The organism is Parapedobacter composti (assembly GCF_900112315.1).
Classification (GTDB): Bacteria; Bacteroidota; Bacteroidia; order Sphingobacteriales; family Sphingobacteriaceae; genus Parapedobacter; species Parapedobacter composti.
The window spans coordinates 49,483-67,157 of sequence record NZ_FOLL01000005.1 but is presented as its reverse complement, the minus strand read 5'-3'; the positions used below and the strand labels follow the sequence as shown (position 1 = coordinate 67,157).

At 50.8% G+C, this 17,675-nt stretch carries 18 protein-coding genes; 9 read left to right on the top strand and 9 right to left on the bottom strand.

Annotation, left to right across the window (positions count from 1 at the left end; genetic code table 11):
- Window positions 1–14: 14 nt before the first annotated feature.
- Window positions 15–437, top strand: coding sequence for a SufE family protein (locus BM030_RS07515; protein WP_090972834.1), 423 nt, complete (start codon window positions 15–17; stop codon window positions 435–437).
- Between the two features lie 5 nt (window positions 438–442).
- Here the strand turns inward: BM030_RS07515 and lysS are convergent, their stop codons facing one another.
- Window positions 443–2,161 carry a lysine--tRNA ligase gene (gene lysS / locus BM030_RS07510; protein WP_090972832.1) on the bottom strand — a complete coding sequence of 573 codons (1,719 nt, stop codon included), beginning with the start codon at window positions 2,159–2,161 and terminating at the stop codon, window positions 443–445.
- Window positions 2,162–2,349: 188 nt separating this feature from the next.
- On the opposite strand from lysS, the gene BM030_RS07505 reads away from it, so the two are divergent.
- The 3 genes from BM030_RS07505 (at window position 2,350) to BM030_RS07495 (ending at window position 5,847) form a co-directional block, all read left to right on the top strand.
- Window positions 2,350–2,958, top strand: a complete 609-nt coding sequence (locus tag BM030_RS07505; protein ID WP_090972830.1) for an RNA polymerase sigma factor — start codon at window positions 2,350–2,352, stop codon at window positions 2,956–2,958.
- Between the two features lie 8 nt (window positions 2,959–2,966).
- The gene (locus BM030_RS07500; RefSeq protein WP_090972828.1) at window positions 2,967–4,280 is read left to right on the top strand and encodes a hypothetical protein; all 1,314 of its coding nucleotides are present in this window, start codon (window positions 2,967–2,969) and stop codon (window positions 4,278–4,280) included.
- A 133-nt stretch (window positions 4,281–4,413) separates the two neighbouring features.
- Window positions 4,414–5,847, top strand: a complete 1,434-nt coding sequence (locus BM030_RS07495) for an alkaline phosphatase (RefSeq protein WP_090972826.1) — start codon at window positions 4,414–4,416, stop codon at window positions 5,845–5,847.
- On the opposite strand, the gene BM030_RS07490 is transcribed toward BM030_RS07495, so the two are convergent.
- Together BM030_RS07490 and BM030_RS07485 are read right to left on the bottom strand one after the other, a co-directional pair.
- A complete protein-coding gene (locus BM030_RS07490; protein WP_090972824.1) occupies window positions 5,825–6,451 on the bottom strand; it encodes an HAD family hydrolase in 627 nt (208 codons plus the stop codon). The two genes, BM030_RS07495 and BM030_RS07490, sit on opposite strands and share 23 nt — an antisense overlap.
- A complete protein-coding gene (locus BM030_RS07485) occupies window positions 6,448–7,644 on the bottom strand; it encodes a proline dehydrogenase family protein (RefSeq protein ID WP_090972822.1) in 1,197 nt (398 codons plus the stop codon). Before BM030_RS07485 ends, BM030_RS07490 begins: the two co-directional genes overlap by 4 nt.
- Window positions 7,645–7,696: 52 nt before the next feature.
- Between BM030_RS07485 and BM030_RS07480 the strand changes: the two genes are divergently transcribed.
- From BM030_RS07480 to BM030_RS07465, 4 genes are read left to right on the top strand one after another with little or no spacing between them, the layout of a single operon-like run.
- Window positions 7,697–7,906 carry an RNA-binding S4 domain-containing protein gene (locus BM030_RS07480; protein ID WP_090973033.1) on the top strand — a complete coding sequence of 70 codons (210 nt, stop codon included), beginning with the start codon at window positions 7,697–7,699 and terminating at the stop codon, window positions 7,904–7,906.
- A 3-nt stretch (window positions 7,907–7,909) separates the two neighbouring features.
- Window positions 7,910–8,335 (top strand): hypothetical protein, encoded by a 426-nt coding sequence (locus tag BM030_RS07475; protein ID WP_090972820.1) that lies wholly within the window; start codon window positions 7,910–7,912, stop codon window positions 8,333–8,335.
- Window positions 8,332–9,411, top strand: a complete 1,080-nt coding sequence (gene aroB / locus BM030_RS07470; protein ID WP_244518759.1) for a 3-dehydroquinate synthase — start codon at window positions 8,332–8,334, stop codon at window positions 9,409–9,411. Before BM030_RS07475 ends, aroB begins: the two co-directional genes overlap by 4 nt.
- 10 nt (window positions 9,412–9,421) lie before the next feature.
- Window positions 9,422–10,144, top strand: a complete 723-nt coding sequence (locus BM030_RS07465) for a ThuA domain-containing protein (RefSeq protein ID WP_090972816.1) — start codon at window positions 9,422–9,424, stop codon at window positions 10,142–10,144.
- 24 nt (window positions 10,145–10,168) lie between these two features.
- Here BM030_RS07465 and lpxB read toward each other — a convergent pair whose 3' ends face one another.
- The 4 genes from lpxB to BM030_RS07445 all read right to left on the bottom strand — a co-directional run bounded on the left by lpxB (window position 10,169) and on the right by BM030_RS07445 (window position 14,519).
- The gene (lpxB, locus tag BM030_RS07460; protein WP_090972814.1) at window positions 10,169–11,290 is read right to left on the bottom strand and encodes a lipid-A-disaccharide synthase; all 1,122 of its coding nucleotides are present in this window, start codon (window positions 11,288–11,290) and stop codon (window positions 10,169–10,171) included.
- Entirely contained in the window at window positions 11,287–12,495 is a 1,209-nt protein-coding gene (locus BM030_RS07455) for a porin (RefSeq protein ID WP_090972812.1), read from the bottom strand. Before BM030_RS07455 ends, lpxB begins: the two co-directional genes overlap by 4 nt.
- A 38-nt stretch (window positions 12,496–12,533) precedes the next feature.
- Window positions 12,534–13,580, bottom strand: a complete 1,047-nt coding sequence (locus BM030_RS07450) for an agmatine deiminase family protein (RefSeq protein ID WP_211657554.1) — start codon at window positions 13,578–13,580, stop codon at window positions 12,534–12,536.
- A 63-nt stretch (window positions 13,581–13,643) separates the two neighbouring features.
- The gene (locus BM030_RS07445) at window positions 13,644–14,519 is read right to left on the bottom strand and encodes a carbon-nitrogen hydrolase (RefSeq protein WP_090973031.1); all 876 of its coding nucleotides are present in this window, start codon (window positions 14,517–14,519) and stop codon (window positions 13,644–13,646) included.
- A 105-nt stretch (window positions 14,520–14,624) separates the two neighbouring features.
- On the opposite strand from BM030_RS07445, the gene BM030_RS07440 reads away from it, so the two are divergent.
- On the top strand, window positions 14,625–15,104 hold the full coding sequence (locus BM030_RS07440) for a carboxypeptidase-like regulatory domain-containing protein (RefSeq protein WP_090972808.1): 480 nt from the start codon (window positions 14,625–14,627) through the stop codon (window positions 15,102–15,104).
- Between the two features lie 111 nt (window positions 15,105–15,215).
- Here BM030_RS07440 and BM030_RS07435 read toward each other — a convergent pair whose 3' ends face one another.
- On the bottom strand, window positions 15,216–16,085 hold the full coding sequence (locus BM030_RS07435; protein WP_211657549.1) for a YncE family protein: 870 nt from the start codon (window positions 16,083–16,085) through the stop codon (window positions 15,216–15,218).
- A 59-nt stretch (window positions 16,086–16,144) separates the two neighbouring features.
- A complete protein-coding gene (gene rpoN, locus BM030_RS07430) occupies window positions 16,145–17,620 on the bottom strand; it encodes an RNA polymerase factor sigma-54 (RefSeq protein WP_090972806.1) in 1,476 nt (491 codons plus the stop codon).
- Window positions 17,621–17,675 lie beyond the last annotated feature (55 nt).

Sequence of the window (17,675 nt, the reverse complement as noted above, 5' to 3'; positions counted from 1 at the left end):
AAACACAACATAGCATGACCATAAACGAAATACAAGAGGAACTCATCGAAGACTTTGCTTTCTTTGACGACTGGATGGCTAAATATGAGTACTTGATTCAGTTGGGCAAAGAGCTGCCATTGATTGATGATCAATATAAAACAGATGAATACCTTATCAAGGGTTGTCAGTCCAAAGTATGGCTGCATGCCGATCACCAACGTGGCAAGGTGCTATTTACCGCCGACAGTGATGCCATCATCACCAAAGGATTGGTGGCATTGATGATAAAGGTGTTGTCCGGCCACAGTCCGGCCGAAATAGCCGATAGCGAACTCTACTTCATTGACCAGATTGGGCTGAAGGAACATCTTTCGCCCACCCGGGCAAACGGGCTGCTGTCTATGGTTAAGCAGATGAAACTGTATGCCTTAGCTTTGCAGGCTAAGGGGCGATAACAGCGTCACTCAAACCATTTCAATACGTCGTCTTTTGAGGGCATGGGAATTTCCAGCTTCATCTTCTTGCGGAGACCTCCCAAATCATTGAAAACCTTATTGGGGTTTGCCGCTTTCAGTGCATCAATGGTGTTCAATCCCATCTTTTGCAGTACAGGTATCCACTCTTCAGGTATACCCTGCGCTGTGTAATCGGCCACTCCAGCCTGCTTTACCGTTTTTTCCGGTCGCATCTGCGGAAAAAACAGTACATCCTGGATGCTCTGCTGATTGGCCATCAGCATGGCTAACCGATCAATGCCAATACCGATGCCCGCAGTGGGAGGCATGCCGTATTCAAGTGCGCGGAGGAAATCGTAATCGATAAACATTGCTTCATCATCCCCCCGCTCCATCAGTTTAAGCTGTTCTTCGAAACGGATGCGCTGATCTATGGGATCGTTCAGTTCGCTGTAAGCATTGGCCAACTCCTTGCCGTTTACCATCAGCTCAAAGCGTTCAACCAACCCCGGTTTACTACGGTGCTTCTTGGTGAGCGGACTCATTTCTACCGGATAATCAATGATGAATGTGGGCTGGACGTAATGGTGTTCGCATTTTTCACCGAAAATCTCATCGATAAGCTTTCCCTTGCCCATGCTCTCGTCAGTGGGTATATCCAGTTGCCTGCAAACCTCACGCAGGCCCGCTTCATCGAGGTCGTTTACATCAAAACCGGTATGCTCCTTGATGGCATCATAGATGCTGACGCGTGGGTAGGGGGCTGCGAAATTGATTTCCTTATCCCCCACCTGGAGCACGGTTTGGCCATTGGTGGCGACAGCGACATGTTCAAAGAGCTTTTCGGTAATATCCATCATCCAGAGGTAATCCTTGTAGGCGACATAGAACTCCAGCACCGTAAACTCGGGATTATGTGTGCGATCCATCCCTTCGTTACGGAAGTTTCGGCTGAATTCGTACACCCAGTCGTAGCCACCTACAATAAGCCGCTTAAGGTAAAGCTCATTGGCGATACGGAGGTATAGTGGAATATCGAGGGCATTATGGTGTGTGATAAACGGCCGTGCCGCCGCACCGCCCGGAATACTCTGCAACACAGGGGTATCGACCTCAAGTGCTCCCCGCTCATTGAGAAAATCGCGGATGGCGGTCTTTACCTTCGAAACTTTCACAAAAGTTTCCCGCACTTGCGGGTTCACCACCAGATCCACATAGCGCTGGCGGTACCGAAACTCCGGATCGGTTACGGCATCGAACGTTTTACCGTCGGCCGACTTAACGACCGGCAGCGGTTTCAGCGACTTAGCCAGCACGGTAAACTCCTGCACATGGATGGAAATTTCGCCGGTGTTGGTGGTAAATACGTAACCGTTGATGCCCAGGAAATCGCCAATGTCCAGTAATTTCTTAAAGACAGTGTTGTACAATGTTTTATCTTCATCCGGACAAAGTTCATCGCGTTTGAAATAGGCTTGGATACGACCGGTAGCATCCTGCAGCTCTATGAATGACACGCCCCCCATCACCCGGCGGCTCATCATTCTTCCGGCTATGCTGATGTTCTTATAATTGAGCTTATCGCGATCATAGTTCTCCAAGATATCCTTGGCGGTGGCGTTTACTTCAAATGCTTCGGCAGGATAAGGGTTTATACCCAATGTTTCGAGCTTCGCCAACGCATCCCTGCGTTGCAGCTCCTGTTCAGATAATGCGGTATTCATCCAGTCATGAATTTATGCGGCAAACTTAGTTAAAATGCATTTGATTTGCAATCGGCGGTTGGTGTAGCGTTTCAGCGGCCGAATCCGTTTACTAAAAAAAGTGATGGTACAATGGCTGCATCCCCGCATAATTGCGTGTATATTTGCAAGGAGAATTAACGAGCTGATAACTAGTTTGTAGCCGTAAAGTGAGTTTCAACATCCGACATTTGAAGGGGAGGCAGGCGTTATCGTTGGAGAGCGCAGTGAAGGGGTGTGTCCGTAATGGAGATGAACGGTGCAAGGAATTTATTTATAAAAGCTGTTACGGTTACGTGCGTGCGATAACCTTGCGCTATGTCAAGAATGAGTACGATGCCGAGGAGCTGACCAACGAGAGTTTTGTGCGGGCATTTAACAAAATGGTCATGTTTAGCAGTGTGGATTCCGGTGAGCGGTTCGAAAAGGCTTTCCGGTCATGGTTGGCCCGCATAGCGGTGAATATTTCGATAGACTTCCTCCGCGCCCAGAAGCAGTTGGTTGCGTTGGATGACGTAAATGAAGGGGAATTGGAGCCGCAGCACGTAGATGTATCCGGTAATCTGCATGTAGAAGACATCATGAAGCTGCTTGCCCAACTGCCGGAAATTCAGCGGGCCATATTTAATCTTTATGAGGTCGAAGGATATTCGCATGAGGAGGTTTCGGCTTTACTGTCTATTCCGGAAAGCACGTCGCGGACATACCTCACCCGTGCTAAGAAAAAATTACGGAAGCTGTATCTGGCATCGATAAATATTACGGCCGGATTTGAATAGCAATAACAATGAATCGGGGCAAAAAGGATAGCGAACTAATTAAACAGATGGCGGAATCGCTGCGCAACCATACCGAACCCTATCGGGAGGGGGCGTGGGAGCGGTTTTCGGCGATGTATGGTAAGCCTAAGCCAGCCTTGTGGACGCGCTGGTATTGGGGCGCTGCAGCGGTACTGCTGCTGGCTGCGGGATGGTTCCTGCTAGGTGTACGGCAGGAACGGGCGGAACCTGCGTTTGTGCATACGGAGACAGTATATCCCGAAGCGCGGGTGCAGGAGCCGCAACGGAAACCGGAGGTGCAGCCGTTGGCTGTGGATGAGGAATCACCGGCGGTTGCACAGCACAGTGTGCCCAGGAAACGGAAAGCCTCTCCGCGACAGGAACGCGCATCCGTCCATAAGCAGCAGGAAGTTGCATCCGATCCTTCGGCAGCGGGGCCCGTGGTGATGTTGAACACCGCGGTGTCTGATGAAGATGATTCGCGCAGGCAGCCTGAACGGGAAACCCTGCCTGCCCCGCAGGCAGCATCGCCGGCAGGGGAAGAGCGCCCCGGCCTGTTGGCACAACGTACACCCCATGAACAAGCTATTCCGGTCGAAGCCGGGAAAAACATCATAGCCAAGGAAAACAGCAATGTTGCGGGAAAATGGGATTTGGGTTTGGTGGTTTCCCCTTCGCTTACCACGGAGCGTGTAAATATGGGTGGAGGAATAGCGGTAGCCTATCAATTGTCCGATAGGTTATCGCTTCGATCCGGTGTATCGTTAGGTGAATTGGGTGTGGGGCAGAGCCATAACCGTGGAAGGGGCAACCTCAGTGCGATGCTGGACAGCCAGACTCCTTCCCCGCCAAATGATTACTTTCAGGGATGGGTACAGGATGCTCCGCGGAATGGGGAAATAACGTCAGTAACCAGCAATATATTGGCCCTGGACATACCACTGGATGTGAGGTATCACGTCACCCGAGGTTTCTATGCCTCCGTAGGAGTTTCTTTCCTCACCGTATTGGAAGAGCAGCGGACGAACCATTTGGTTATCAACCGTATAAATGAAGAAACATTCGGTAACGCAAAAAATTCGGAACGGCAGGGTTTTGTTGGTGAAGTGCAACCGGTTTACCTATCGGAAAGGGCTGCCAGCCGGCCACTCGAGGGTAGAGGATATACCGGATTCATGAACTTTTCAATAGGCCGTACTATGCCGTTGACCCGTAAACTATCGCTCTCGGTAGAACCTTATTTCAAGCTACCGGTAGGGCGGCTTTCGCGTGAAGATATGGACTTTACGAATGGCGGAATCCGGATCGTAACCGGATTTTAATCTAACCAGCCATGCCCCGAGTCTCCAGTGAAGGGAGATCACCAACGGTTTACATAATTTTAACATGTGTTGCTTACTTTTGTCCGGTGCCTTGCTGAAGGCCGCCAAAACGGATTGCTAAACAAATACTTGAATGAAACGCAGAGACTTTTTCAGGAATGCCGCCCTCACAGCTGCGGCTGCAACGGTAACATCTCCTTTTTCTTCCTTAGGTAACTCCCGCAATCACCCGCCTCAGGGCAGGGGGAAGGTTGCAAGGAATATTATTTTCATGGTCAGCGATGGAATGAGCGCCGGCACGTTGACCATGGCCAATATGCTCAGTGAGCTCCGAGACGGCAGGCTCAGTACCTGGATGTCGTTATACCATGACGGAACGGTTAGCCGGGGCCTTATGGATACGGCGTCGGCCAATAGCTTGGTTACAGATTCATCCGCAGCAAGCTCGGCTTGGGGCGGGGGTGTGCGGGTAAATAACGGTGTCCTGAACGTGGCACCCGATGGCAGCCGGCCTATCCCCATCTTGCAGAAGTTCAAGGCAGCAGGCAAAGCGGTTGGCTGCGTGACCACGGTGCCTATCACACACGCCACACCTGCGGGATTCTGCGTGAACAATGATAGCCGATCGGCACAGGCCGAGATAGCACTGGCGTACCATGACCTCCGTTTTGACGTGATGATGGGCGGGGGGACGGAATATTTCGATTCGGAAAGGCGTAAAGACAAACAAGATGTTTTCGGCAAATTCAGGAAAAGCGGCTTCCGGGTGGTGCAAACGAGGGACGAGTTGTTGGCTGCTGATGCGGCCGGGGACGCTGCTCCGCTTCTGGGGGTTTTCCACGCAGATGGACTGCCTTATGCGTTGGACAGGGAACACGACGAGCAACTGAAAAACAACACACCTTCTCTAGCTGAAATGGTGGAGTCGGCCATCCGCCGCCTCAGCAAAAACCGTAACGGGTTTGTATTACAGGTAGAGGGAGGAAAAGTGGATTGGGCCGCCCACGCCAATGATATCGGTGGCCTGCTGTTCGACCAATTAGCTTTTGAAGAGGCGTTGGCAACAGCTATCGCCTTTGCAAAGGCGGATGGCGACACATTGGTTATCGTAACCACTGACCATGGCAACGCCAATCCGGGCCTGTTTGGAGGAACGAAAGATTTTGAAAGGGTTTTCCGGTTCAGGCATACCAACGATTGGGTGTTGCAGGGTATTGACCGGGATTTTACCGCCGCACAAGTAAGGGAGCGCATAGAGCACGCGCATGGATACGCCATCAGCGCCAACGAGGCGATTCAATTGCTGGCGCATTACGTGACCGACCGGAATGAGGATGGTTTGTATAATCCGTATAAGCTGCCCTTTGCCGATCTGGCTGCTATACAACGCAAATATACGTCGGTAGGCTGGGCCAGCACAGGCCATTCCGGTGACCATGTGGAGGTGGCAGCATTCGGGCCAGGGCAACAATTGCTGAGGCCGTTCGTACGGAATACCGATATGCACCACCTGATGCTGGAGGCCGCAGGGGTAGCCGCTAATGTTAACCGATCTGGTCGATTCTGACCCAGTCCATACCGGCAGCCGTTGCGGCCTGCACACCGGGGTCGCCGTCTTCAAAGACCAGGCATTCCTGAGGAGGAACACCCAACTGGTGGGCTGCTTTCAGGAATGGATCAGCATAGGGCTTCCCTCTGTCCGTGTCATCGGCGCAGACCAGTGTTTCGATGCGGTCAATGAGGCCAATTACGGTAAGTGTGCGCGTAACCGTTTTACGGCTACCTCCAGACACTACACCGATGCGCACTTTTCCGACGTGGTTCTGCAGGTGCTGAACCACGAAATCTACGGGCAGCGTATCGTTGATGTAATCGCTGAAAAACACGGCAGATTTCAGGCTTGCAAATTCAGCGGGTGGTAACTCAGTGCCGTAACGCTTGTTAATTTCTGCCGCAATCAGCACTGTAGGCCAGCCTGCCAGTTCGTCAATGATGGTCGTATCAAGAGCAACACCGTATTGCTCGGCTGCTTTCCGATATGCCGCCTTATGTGCATGCATGTTGTCAGCCAACGTGCCATCGCAATCATAAAGGAAGGCTTTATAGGGTTTCCTGTCGCTTATTTCTGTAAGTATATTCAGTTTGTGCTGCAATGAGGTATCTGTTGTCATTTGATGGATTTTCTCCTTTTTTTTTCCCGGATAAGCAGTGCAAGTTCACGCCCGGTCTGCCCCGCTACGGACGTATTTTCCCGGGCGCGGCGGAAAAGGTAGGGCATGACCGCTTTAACCGGTCCGTACGGCATGTATTTCGCAACGTTAAAGCCGGCTTCCGCGAGATTGAAGCTGAGGTTGTCACTCATGCCGAGCAATTGGGCAAAATGGATATGCGGATGGCTGTGTGGCAATTGCCGCCTGTCCATTTCTTCGGCGAGCAACCGGCAGCTTGCCTCATTATGCGTGCCAGCCATGAGCCCTATCCGGCTGATGTGATCGAGGCTGAATAAGAGGGCTTCGTTGTAGTCGCTATCCGATGCCGCCTTATCGGGTTGGATAGGCGAGGGATATCCCTTATCCGTTGCCCGTTCGCGCTCAATCTCCATGTAAGCTCCCCGCACCAGCTTGGCGCCAAGGAAACATCCAGCCGTTTCACACAGGTAGTAATCGGCCTTCAATGAAGCCAGCTTATCGTGTCGGTAAAGCTGGTAGGTGTTATACACGATTGGTGCTGAACGGTTAAATGTGAGCATCATCTCGCGGGCAATATCATCAATCGCATCCTGAATCCAGGAGTGCTCGGCGTCAATAAGTACACGTACTTCGGCATTGTGACATGCTTCGCAGATGCGGGTAATGCGTTGTTTCACCCGTTCGTATTCAGCTGCTTCGGCTTCCGTAAGCGTTTCCTTGGCATTGACCTTCGCCCATAGGCCGAAGCGGCCTAATCCTGAAGGTTTAAATACGGAAAATGCAATATGCTCACTGTTCTTCGCGTAGGCCACGGTACGAAGAATTTCTTCGCACGTCTCGTCAAAGGCCTGTTCGGTGTTTTCTCCTTCAACTGAATAATCCAGGATGGTGCCTACGCCCTGTGCGGCAAGATTAAGGATGGTTCCGGCACATCCTTCGATGGATTCACCGCCGCAGAAATGCTTGAAAATGGTTTTGCGGATAATACCCGTGATGGGCAGCCCCACGCGCAGCGCTGCGTTGGTGAGCGGAGGGCCTATCTGCGTGAGGAAATTGCTGGCCAGCAACTTAAACAGCCAATACGCCCGGTTCAGGTCTGCATCCGTTTTGTTCCGGAACGCTATTTCGGTATCCTCAAATGAAAGCTCATGCTGAGGCCGTATTTCTTGAGTCATTCTATGGTGCAATTATGCGGCAAATTTAGCAATTAAACGCTACATTTGCGTGGTGGAAACCTATAAAATCACAGGCGGGTATATCCCTTTGATTCAGCTGCTGAAAGCGCTCAACTGGGTAGAACATGGCGGCGAAGCCCAAGCGGTGGTTGTAGCTGGACTGGTGAAGCATAACGGTCAAGTGGATTACCGTAAACGGCTCAAGGTACGGCCGGGCGATGTAGTGGAATTTCAGGGAAAGTCCGTGACGTTAACAGAATAGGCAATGAATGTTCGGTTAATCTTCCTGTCAGTTGTGGTATGCCTGGCTTGCCAAAGCAAGGAACAGACCGGCGATAAGCCTTATGTGCTGGCTGTGGCATTGGATGTTTACGAGGGGAAAGGTAGGAGGGCATTAGTGGAAAAAGTAGAAGTGGATACGGTAGAGGCGCCGTCTCCGCTGGCGGCATATTCAAAAGGTATACAGAAATATGCAGCGGTGCTGATGCACATCCAGCAGTTTCCGGATTCCATACGCGGCGCAAAAGGGTTACAGGTATTGGATGAACACGGCGCGGATGTGGCGCCCTCCATCCCACAGGAAGCGCGTGATAGTGTTATCATGAATTTTATCCAATTTGCAAGACGGTCTAACATTCCCTATTACGAGCGGGTGAAGGACTTTGAGCTGAAGCTAATGACGGCAAGATGACTACATTAATGGAACCTTATATTTCAAGCACGGGTTATAACGTGTTTTTTGACGATACCCTGGCTGGATTAGAGACGTTTATCCGTTCAGCTGATTATTCCAGAATATTGATACTTACGGACAGGAATACCAGCGAACATTGCTTGCCGGTGGTACAGGCAGCTATACCGACGGTCAGCGACTACGACGTGATAGAAGTGGATCCGGGTGAGGAAAACAAGAATATCGATTTTTGCATGGGCATCTGGAGGATGATGCTTGATTTCGGTGCCGACCGCCGGAGTTTGTTGATTAACCTGGGCGGCGGTGTAGTGACCGACATGGGCGGATTTGCGGCGTCGACATTTAAGCGGGGCATAGACTTTGTACAGGTGCCCACCACCTTGCTGGCCCAGGTGGACGCGTCCGTGGGAGGGAAGACGGGCATTGATATGGGCAACGTGAAGAACATTATCGGCACCTTTGCCCAGCCCCGGGCGGTATTCATATCCACCAGGTTTTTGCAGACACTTGATCGGCGGCAGCTGGTATCGGGCTTTGCAGAAGTTATTAAACACGGATTAATCAAGGATGCCGCATTCTATGCATCGGTAAAAGGGCTTGATGCGTCAGATCTGACCGCGACGCATATCCAGCATTCGGTTGTACTCAAAAACGCCGTGGTTACGCAAGATCCGACAGAGAAAGGACTTCGGAAAATCCTGAATTTCGGGCATACCATCGGGCATGCCATAGAAGGGTATTCGCTGGCCAATGATAGCCGGCCGTTGCTCCATGGCGAGGCCATCGCCGTGGGCATGATTTGCGAAGGCTACCTGTCATATCGGCTGAACGGGCTGGAAGAGGCATCGTTCAACGATTTGGTCGCCACCTTCCGCAGGCACTTTCCCGATTACCGCTATGATGCTACCTGCTATGATGCGTTGTTGGATTTGATGAAAAACGACAAGAAGAACGACGGCGACCGCATCGGTTTTGCACTGCTGAACGCAATAGGGGCATGTGATTACGATGTGTTTGCCGGAAAAGCTGAAATTTTGGAAAGCCTTGAGTTTTATCGTACATTAGTTAATTAATGACGTTACCATGAGACAGACAATTGCCGCATGCGCAGTATCACTGCTGCTGATCACTATCAGTACCGCATCAGCGTTGGCACAGCCGAAAATACTGGTGTTTTCCAAGACGGCCGGCTTCCGGCACGACAATATCGAAAAAGGGGCAGAAGCCATCCGGCTGCTGGGCCGCGAGCATGGCTTTGAAGTTGACCATACGGAAGATTCCGGGGTATTCACGGATGAACACCTCCGCCAATATCGGGCGGTGGTGTTTTTAAGCACCACCGGCAACATCCTTGATGACAGCCAGCAAGCGGCGTTCATGCGGTACATTCAGGCGGGTAACGGCTTTGTTGGTATCCATGCTGCCACTGACACCGAATATGAATGGCCGTGGTACGGCAAAATGGTGGGGGCTTATTTCATGAGCCATCCCAAGGTGCAGCCCGCAGACATCCATGTGGTGGACCACAAGCATCCGGCTACGGAACACCTGCCGGAGGTGTGGACACGTAAGGATGAATGGTATGATTTCAAAGCATTCAATCCGGACGTCCGGCTGTTGATGCGGTTAGACGAATCGTCTTATGAAGGAGGGAAGATGGGACGTGAACATCCGATATCCTGGTATCATGAATACGATGGCGGCCGGGTATTCTATACAGGGCTGGGCCACACCAAGGAGTCGTTTGACGAGCCCCAGTTTTTGCGCCATATTCTGGGCGGTATCCGATATGCAATGGGGCAGTAGTTGCGCGGGTTCGACGGCGCTTGCTTAACGGCCTTCATAGCCGAGGAATTGTATAATTCCCTCCGCCGTGCGTTTGGATGCGCCGGGTTTACCCATTTTTTCCATCAGGATATCATAATTTTCCAGAATATTATCGCGGTATGCCCTGTCGTTGATCAGCAGGTCGAGTTCATCCGCTATCCTATCCACGTTGCAGTCCTGCTGGATAAGCTCGCGTACGGCCAGCATGTCGGTGATAAGGTTGACCAGGGAAATGAAACGTACCTTGATAACCCGTCGCGCTATGGCAACGGATAGCGGATTGGCACGGTATACCACTACCTGCGGCACCCGCAGCAAGGCGGTTTCCAACGTAGCGGTTCCGCTGGCCACCACAGCAGCCTGCGCATGCTTGAGCAGATCGTACGTGGCATTGAACACAACGGGCAACTGGAGACCGTCCATATATTGGCGGTAATAAGCCGCAGTTAAATCAGGTGCCCCGGCGATAACACACTGATGGGCCGGAAAAAGTAAGGATAGCCGAGCCATGATAGGCAGTAAGTTACTGATTTCCATCTTCCGGCTCCCCGGAAGCAGTGCGATGATAGGCTTATCTGTAAGGCGGTTATCTTCCCGGAACCGGTCGTTGTAGGTGTGTGCGGCGATGGCGTCAAGCAACGGATTGCCAACATAGTCGACTTCCATCCCCCAGTTCCGGTAGAAATCAACCTCGAATGGCAGTATGCAGAACAATTTATCCACCACTTGTTTGATGTTCAGTACCCGGCGCTGGTTCCATGCCCATACTTTCGGAGAAATGTAATAGCATACCTTAAGCCCGGCTTTTTTAGCGAAGGCTGCTATCTTGAGGTTAAAACCCGGGAAATCTATTAATATCAGGGTGTCGGGCCGGTAAGCTGCGACATCGGTTTTTACCGCCTTCAGGTTACGGGCTATTGAGCGGATATTGGCAAGTACTTCCACAAAGCCCATAAACGCCATCTGTGAAGTATGGATGAACGCCTGCTGGCCGGAGGCCGCCTGCATCCGATCGCCGCCGACAATCCGGAACTCCGCAGCATGGTCCAATTTTTTCAGCTCATAGATGAGGTTGGCACCATGGAGATCGCCTGATGCTTCCCCCGCAATGATATAGTATTTCATATCCCCAGTTCGATCTGGAACGTTGCGCCCCAGTTGTTTCCGTCGTGGTTGGTCCGGTAAATACCGTCTGTTACCTGGTAATTGGCATTAAGCTGCAGTTTCAGGCGGTGTGCCCGGAAATATTTGGTAACTCCGAGTTCGACTACCTCGGTCTGTGCTTCCCAGGCAGCGATATCTTCATGTGGGCGGATCCAGGTATAACGCCCGGCAAGTTCATAGCCGTGGTCTCTGTTTACCAGGTAAGAAAGCTGCTGGTTTACCCCCTGGCCCTTATAAGTGTGGACGGTTTCTCCTGCTTCATCAAGCGCAAAGGGATTGTCGACATCACGCTTCATATATTCCACCTGATACGCCAAGCCACGGTATTTAAAGATAGCATCGAAAAATGTGGTTTTCAAATCCAGCGGCGTTACGATATACTTTCCGGTTTGCCCGTTTATCCGTGTAGTGTTATTGTTAAAGCTGTATCCACCGCCAATAGATAGTTTGGGCAATTCCTCGTATTCGAGGTCGCCCTCATAGTAATCCCCGTCGTTGGTAAACTCGCCCAGCGGCAGAAATTCAGCTCGGCCGGTGTAGGCCAGCCCGCTGTCGGTCATGTTCGCTACACGCCCTTCCCCTGTGCTGATGGCACCTTTGAAATGGAACGGTACGGAGCCGATTTTCGGCGAATAGTAGGCCTTGATACCGAAGTCGCGGTCGATGTTGAAGGTAGCGTTGACCAATGAACGTTCAGCAAATTGCAGCTCTCCGGAAGAGTTCACGCGCTGCCGGTTGCCGGGAAGCTTATTTTGGCCGAAAGCCACGTAAAAATTGTCGGTAAAATTGTAAAATACCACCGCATCGCGGACGATGTTGGGCACATCCGTGTCGTCATAGTCCTGGTCGCCCCGGGTAAATCCGAGTTGTATGCTATAAGAGAGTTTCGGGTTGTACATGTAGCCGTCCATGCGCAGCCGAAGTCTCCGGATACGGGCCTCGAAGTCGCCATCGCCCAGTTCGTTGCCTGCCGGAGTGGTATAGCGCAGCCTGTTTTGCATACGGAACCGGAAATTGATGTAAAAGGTGGAATCATCACCAGTATATTGAATGCCCTTGAAGTTTTCAATGGTAGGGCGCTCGTCATGCTGGCGTTGTGCCCTGGCACTAAACGTTATACCGAACAAAAGGACGAGCATTAAGGGCAGGAGGTGTTTAATTGTCATGGTGATATACTCAAACGGTTATAAGCGTTACTGATAAGCTATACTTCAGGTTCCTGTTGGCTCAGGCAATGCCAGCTTCCCAGTCCCCAGATAATATCTGTACTGTCGATGCCCACCACTTTGCGCGTGGGAAAGCAAGCCGTGAGGATGTCCAGCGCTTTTTGGTCGTTCTTGTCGTCGCGATAAGTGGGCACAATCACCGCTGCGTTGGCGATATAGAAGTTCGCATACGACGCGGGCAGCCGCTGGCCATCGTATGTCACCGGCGCTGGCATGGGTAATTCGATAATGTTTAGTGGTTTTCCATCAGCCAATCTCATTTGCTGGAGCAGCTTCAGGTTTTCCTGCAGGATGGTATAGTTCTCATCCGATTTATTTTCTTCCACCACCGTTACCACGGTATCCGAACTGACAAACCGGGTGATATCATCGATATGGCCATCCGTATCATCCCCGATGATGCCATCGCCTACCCAGAGGATTTGCGATGCGCCGTAGTATTGGTAGAGGTATTCTTCAATCTGCTGTTGGTTCAAGTGCGGATTGCGGTTTTCATTCAGCAGGCAGGCCTTGCTGGTAAGAATGGTCCCTTCGCCGTTGAAATCAACCGATCCGCCTTCCATCACGATACCCGGGGAATATACAGGTATGTCCAGTGCGTTGCCTATTAATGTAGGAATGATATCGTCTTGTTCGTAGGGAGGGTATTTGTTACCCCAGGCGTTATACCCCCAGTCTACGATAACTTTCTTGATATCCGCATGGGGATTGATAAGAAACGCTGGCCCATGGTCGCGGCACCACGCATCGTTGGTGGGATGATGGAAAAAGGCGATGTTCGCCGGATCTACCCCAGCAGCGTTGAGGTGTGCGGAGGCAAAGGCTTCCATATCTGCATCAGCTACGTTGATGCAGACCTGTTCGCCCGCGGCCACTTCCTTGATGAACCTGCAATAAGGAGCATACACCGTATCCAGCTTGCCCGGCCAACTGGCTTCTTTATGAGGCCAGCTTAACCAAGTAGCGCGGTGCGGATGCCATTCCGCCGGGAAAAAATAGCCTAACGATTTTGGGGTATGCGTCATCATTTAAAGCAAAAGAACAAGCAATATTTGGAAAAAAATGGGAATAACCGGGCTGTATTTCGATTATTCATCATCAATAAAACGCTTTGTGATGGGGGAGTAGCTGTCAATCCGCCTGTCGCGGAAAAACGGCCAGTGCTTGCGGAAATAATCGGCTTCGGACAGGTTTACTTCAGTTACTTCGGTTTCTTCTGCATCATGGGAAGCAAGGTATAGCAATTTCCCCTGGCCATTGGCAACGAAGCTGCCGCCCCAGAATTTCATGGCGCCGTCCTGTTCGAAGCCTACGCGGTTTACGCTGACCACCGGGACGCCATTGGCTACGGCGTGGCTCCGTTGGATGGTCTGCCAAGCATTGTACTGATCCTGGTTGGTATCTTCATCCTGGTCCGTAGCCCAGCCGATGGCCGTAGGGTAGAACAGGATTTCAGCGCCCATTAATGCGGTTATCCGCGCTGCCTCCGGGTACCATTGGTCCCAACAGATCAGCACGCCGATGGTCGCGAATTTGGTTTTAAACACTTTGTAACCCAAATCTCCCGGCGTGAAATAGAATTTTTCATAATAAGCCGGATCATCGGGGATGTGCATCTTGCGGTATTTGCCCAGGTACGTACCATCCGCATCGATGACCGCAGTGGTATTATGATAGATGCCTTGTGTACGTTTCTCGAACAATGAAGCAATGATAACAACGCCAAGCTCCGCAGCAACTGCCTGCAAGGCTTCGGTGGAAGGGCCGGGGATGGGTTCTGCCAGCGCAAAATTGTCATAGTCTTCCACATCGCAGAAATACAGCGACGTAAACAGCTCTTGCAGGCAAACGATTTGGGCACCCTTACCAGCGGCTACGCGTATCTGATCCACCGCTTTGGAGAGGTTTGCAGCTTTATCAGCTACGCAGCTCATCTGGACGGTTCCTATTTTAACGTTGGTCATGCTCATATCCTAATAGTTGGAACTGCAAAAATACGAAAAGTATAACAATAAGCGGGGCAAACCTTTGTATATGCATTTTCTACGAAAAATTCGTAAATTAGCACGATGAACGGGTTCTTAAGCTACGTGGTTCTGCTTGCAGCGGGGTTGGCCGGCTGGGGCATTCCGGTCATCGCACAACAACGAATTGCCGGTAAGGTGGTGAATGCCGAAACCGGTGAGCCGATTGCCGGCGCGAGTGTGTTTGTCAACAACACCACTTACGGCACCAGCTCAACAAACAGCGGAGATTTTGAATTGAGGGGTATACCAGTTGGAACCTATGAAGTAGTCGTCTCCTCTGTGGGCTATCACACCTTTGTTTCGCCTATCCGGGTCACTGAAAGCCGCTCTGCTTTCCTCGCGGTGAAATTGGAGCCGAGATCCCTGATGCTTGACGAAGTTACCATTATGCCGTTTGAAGCCGCCGGATGGATACTACCTTCACATTCAGCATACGCGTCTGATGGAAGCGCCCGACTATCTGCGCCGCATAAACGAAGCACGGAAGCCGGCCCCCCAGACATCCCTGTTGTGGCTGTATAACAGCCCCGCATGTGTGGATTGAACCCAATGGCGGATATGTTCCGCCCCAGAGCCTTTACACGGGGGTACTGGACGTGGTGCGACAACATAGCCGATTGACAGCATCAAGACTCAATAGGTCAATTCATATGCAGCTACCTCATTTTTGAGAAATGTAGGTACGATGACCAGGTTTTTTCCCCGCACGAATCCGATATCTGCCGTATTGGATTTTTCTGCCTGGGTATCCAGTAATACGGTGGTTTCATCGCCTTTAATAAAAAATATTTCACCATGCCACCTGCTGGTGATGAAAGTGCTGTCGTTAAGAATAATCAATCCGTCGCCACCGGTCACTTCCCTGTTGATGATTTCCGGTGTGTACTGGCTATCGTTGCTGAAGCGTTTTAACCCTTCCCCGTCCAGTGCATACAGGACGCCTTTGTGGCATTCAAGCCCGTTTACATTGGGGCTGTTAGCGATAACGGTATAATCGCCATCGGTCGTCATCCGGTAGATTTTGCCAGCACGGGTATCCGAAAAGTAGAGCTGCTCGCCGTCGGTAGCCAAATCGTTCAGGAATACCGCACTGTCTACCGCCACCGTCTTCTCGATGGCTGCACTGGCTACATCAATGATTTTAATGGCATCAATATCTGTAACGAAGAGTTTCCCGTTCAGTAGCGCCATGCCTTTAGGCGCATGGAGGTCGCCGGCCAACCATTTTTGATCACGTACTGTCCCGTCGGTATTGATAATCGAAATGAAACCATCGTTATCCTTTTCTGCGGCTTTTGTATTGCCGTTGGACACGTAAATGACATCAGCTTCGGCATCATACAAAGCAGATTCAGAGCCTGTGAACACCGTGTCGGTTTTCCATACTTGGGTTAATGCAGGGGAGGCCGGGGTTTCGCTGGACTCGTTGCCCGGTTGGCCACCGCATCCCAGCAACATAACCGAAGCCATAGTAGAAAGCGAGATAGTTGTTTTCATCATCATATTTAAGTTATGTTTAAAACTGATTTACTTACCCCAATTCACCGTTCACCGTTCCCCGATTACAATTGCTTCCGCAACCTTGCTACCGGAATGCCCATGGCTTCACGGTATTTGGCTACTGTACGGCGTGCTATCGTATAGCCCTTTTCTTTCAGTATTTCCGTTAACTTCTCATCCGCCAAGGGCTTCCGTTTATTTTCGTTGGAGATACACTCCTCCAATATTTTCTTGACCTCTTTATTGGAGACCTCTTCACCGCTGTCTGTTTGGATGGCCTCCGAAAAAAACGATTTGAGCAAAAAGGTTCCGAACTCGGTCTGCACATATTTTGAGTTGGCAACCCGCGACACGGTTGATATGTCCATGTCGATGCGGTCGGCAATATCTTTCAGGATCATGGGTTTCAGCTTGCGTTCATCGGCCGTAAGGAAATACTCATATTGGTAATTCATGATCGCGTTCATGGTTTTCAGGAGTGTCTGCTGCCGTTGTTTGATGGCATCGATAAACCATTTTGCTGAATCCAGTTTCTGTTTGACGAACTGTACAGCCTCTTTCATTTTTTTGTCTTTTTGGGCTGCCTTATCATAGTGTTCGAGCATCTCCTGATACGAACGGCTTACGCGGAGTTCCGGCGCATTGCGCGCATTGAGGGTGAGATGGAGCACTCCGTCATTGTTGGTAATGTGAAAGTCAGGGATGATATGCAACTGCTTTCCCGCCGCGGCGCCCGAGTCGCCCGGCTTGGGGTTAAGTTTGAGGATTTCATTGACCACTTCTTTCAGTTCTTCGGAACTGATGTTAAGCGACCGTTCCAGCTTATCATAGTGCTTTTTAGTGAACTCATCGAGGTGATCCTCAACGATGGTGATAGCCCGTTTTATAATCGGGTTGTCTTGGTCTTTTTTGCGTAACTGGATAAGCAGGCACTCTTGAAGATTCCGCGCACCGATGCCAGGAGGGTCAAATTCCTGAATCACCTTCAACATGTCTTCCACTTCATGTTCTTCGGCAATGACGTTTTGGGAAAATGCCAGATCATCAATGAGCGATGAAACGGGCCGTCGTAGGTAACCGTCATCATCAAGGCTGCCGATGATCTGCTGTCCGATAAGGAAATCTTTGTCAGACAAAGCCAGCAGATCCAGTTGTTGCTGCAGGTTTTCAAAAAACGATTGCTGTATCGGGATGGGAATCTCTTTGCGGTCATCTTCATCATCCCCGTTATTATGCTGACTGCTGCCATAATCATTGATATCATCGGCCTGCAGGTAATCATCCACGTTAAACTCTTCCATTTCGGAAGCCTGATCCTCGTTGCTAAAATTTTCCTCGTCAGGATCCTTGTCTGGGTATTCCTCAACAGGGTCGTTCATGTTGGCCAGGCTGATATCTTCCAGCGCAGGATTCTCTTCCAACTCCTCTTTGATGCGGGCGTCCAGCGATACGGTGGGCACCTGCAGCAATTTGATGAACTGGATTTGCTGGGGCGATAATTTTTGTAAGAGTTTCTGTTGTAGGGTCTGTTTTAGCATAATAAAATCTCTTCACAAACATACGCAAAATTTGAGTTAATCAGCACATCAGACG

Bases quoted from the DNA above. Each gene is read 5' to 3' on its own strand.
- BM030_RS07515 (WP_090972834.1), top strand. From the start codon at position 15: ATGACCATAAACGAAATACAAGAGGAACTCATCGAAGACTTTGCTTTC.
- lysS (WP_090972832.1), bottom strand. From the start codon at position 2,161: ATGAATACCGCATTATCTGAACAGGAGCTGCAACGCAGGGATGCGTTG.
- BM030_RS07500 (WP_090972828.1), top strand. From the start codon at position 2,967: ATGAATCGGGGCAAAAAGGATAGCGAACTAATTAAACAGATGGCGGAA.
- BM030_RS07495 (WP_090972826.1), top strand. From the start codon at position 4,414: ATGAAACGCAGAGACTTTTTCAGGAATGCCGCCCTCACAGCTGCGGCT.
- BM030_RS07490 (WP_090972824.1), bottom strand. From the start codon at position 6,451: ATGACAACAGATACCTCATTGCAGCACAAACTGAATATACTTACAGAA.
- BM030_RS07485 (WP_090972822.1), bottom strand. From the start codon at position 7,644: ATGACTCAAGAAATACGGCCTCAGCATGAGCTTTCATTTGAGGATACC.
- BM030_RS07475 (WP_090972820.1), top strand. From the start codon at position 7,910: ATGAATGTTCGGTTAATCTTCCTGTCAGTTGTGGTATGCCTGGCTTGC.
- aroB (WP_244518759.1), top strand. From the start codon at position 8,332: ATGACTACATTAATGGAACCTTATATTTCAAGCACGGGTTATAACGTG.
- BM030_RS07465 (WP_090972816.1), top strand. From the start codon at position 9,422: ATGAGACAGACAATTGCCGCATGCGCAGTATCACTGCTGCTGATCACT.
- lpxB (WP_090972814.1), bottom strand. From the start codon at position 11,290: ATGAAATACTATATCATTGCGGGGGAAGCATCAGGCGATCTCCATGGT.
- BM030_RS07455 (WP_090972812.1), bottom strand. From the start codon at position 12,495: ATGACAATTAAACACCTCCTGCCCTTAATGCTCGTCCTTTTGTTCGGT.
- BM030_RS07450 (WP_211657554.1), bottom strand. From the start codon at position 13,580: ATGACGCATACCCCAAAATCGTTAGGCTATTTTTTCCCGGCGGAATGG.
- BM030_RS07445 (WP_090973031.1), bottom strand. From the start codon at position 14,519: ATGACCAACGTTAAAATAGGAACCGTCCAGATGAGCTGCGTAGCTGAT.
- BM030_RS07440 (WP_090972808.1), top strand. From the start codon at position 14,625: ATGAACGGGTTCTTAAGCTACGTGGTTCTGCTTGCAGCGGGGTTGGCC.
- BM030_RS07435 (WP_211657549.1), bottom strand. From the start codon at position 16,085: ATGATGATGAAAACAACTATCTCGCTTTCTACTATGGCTTCGGTTATG.
- rpoN (WP_090972806.1), bottom strand. From the start codon at position 17,620: ATGCTAAAACAGACCCTACAACAGAAACTCTTACAAAAATTATCGCCC.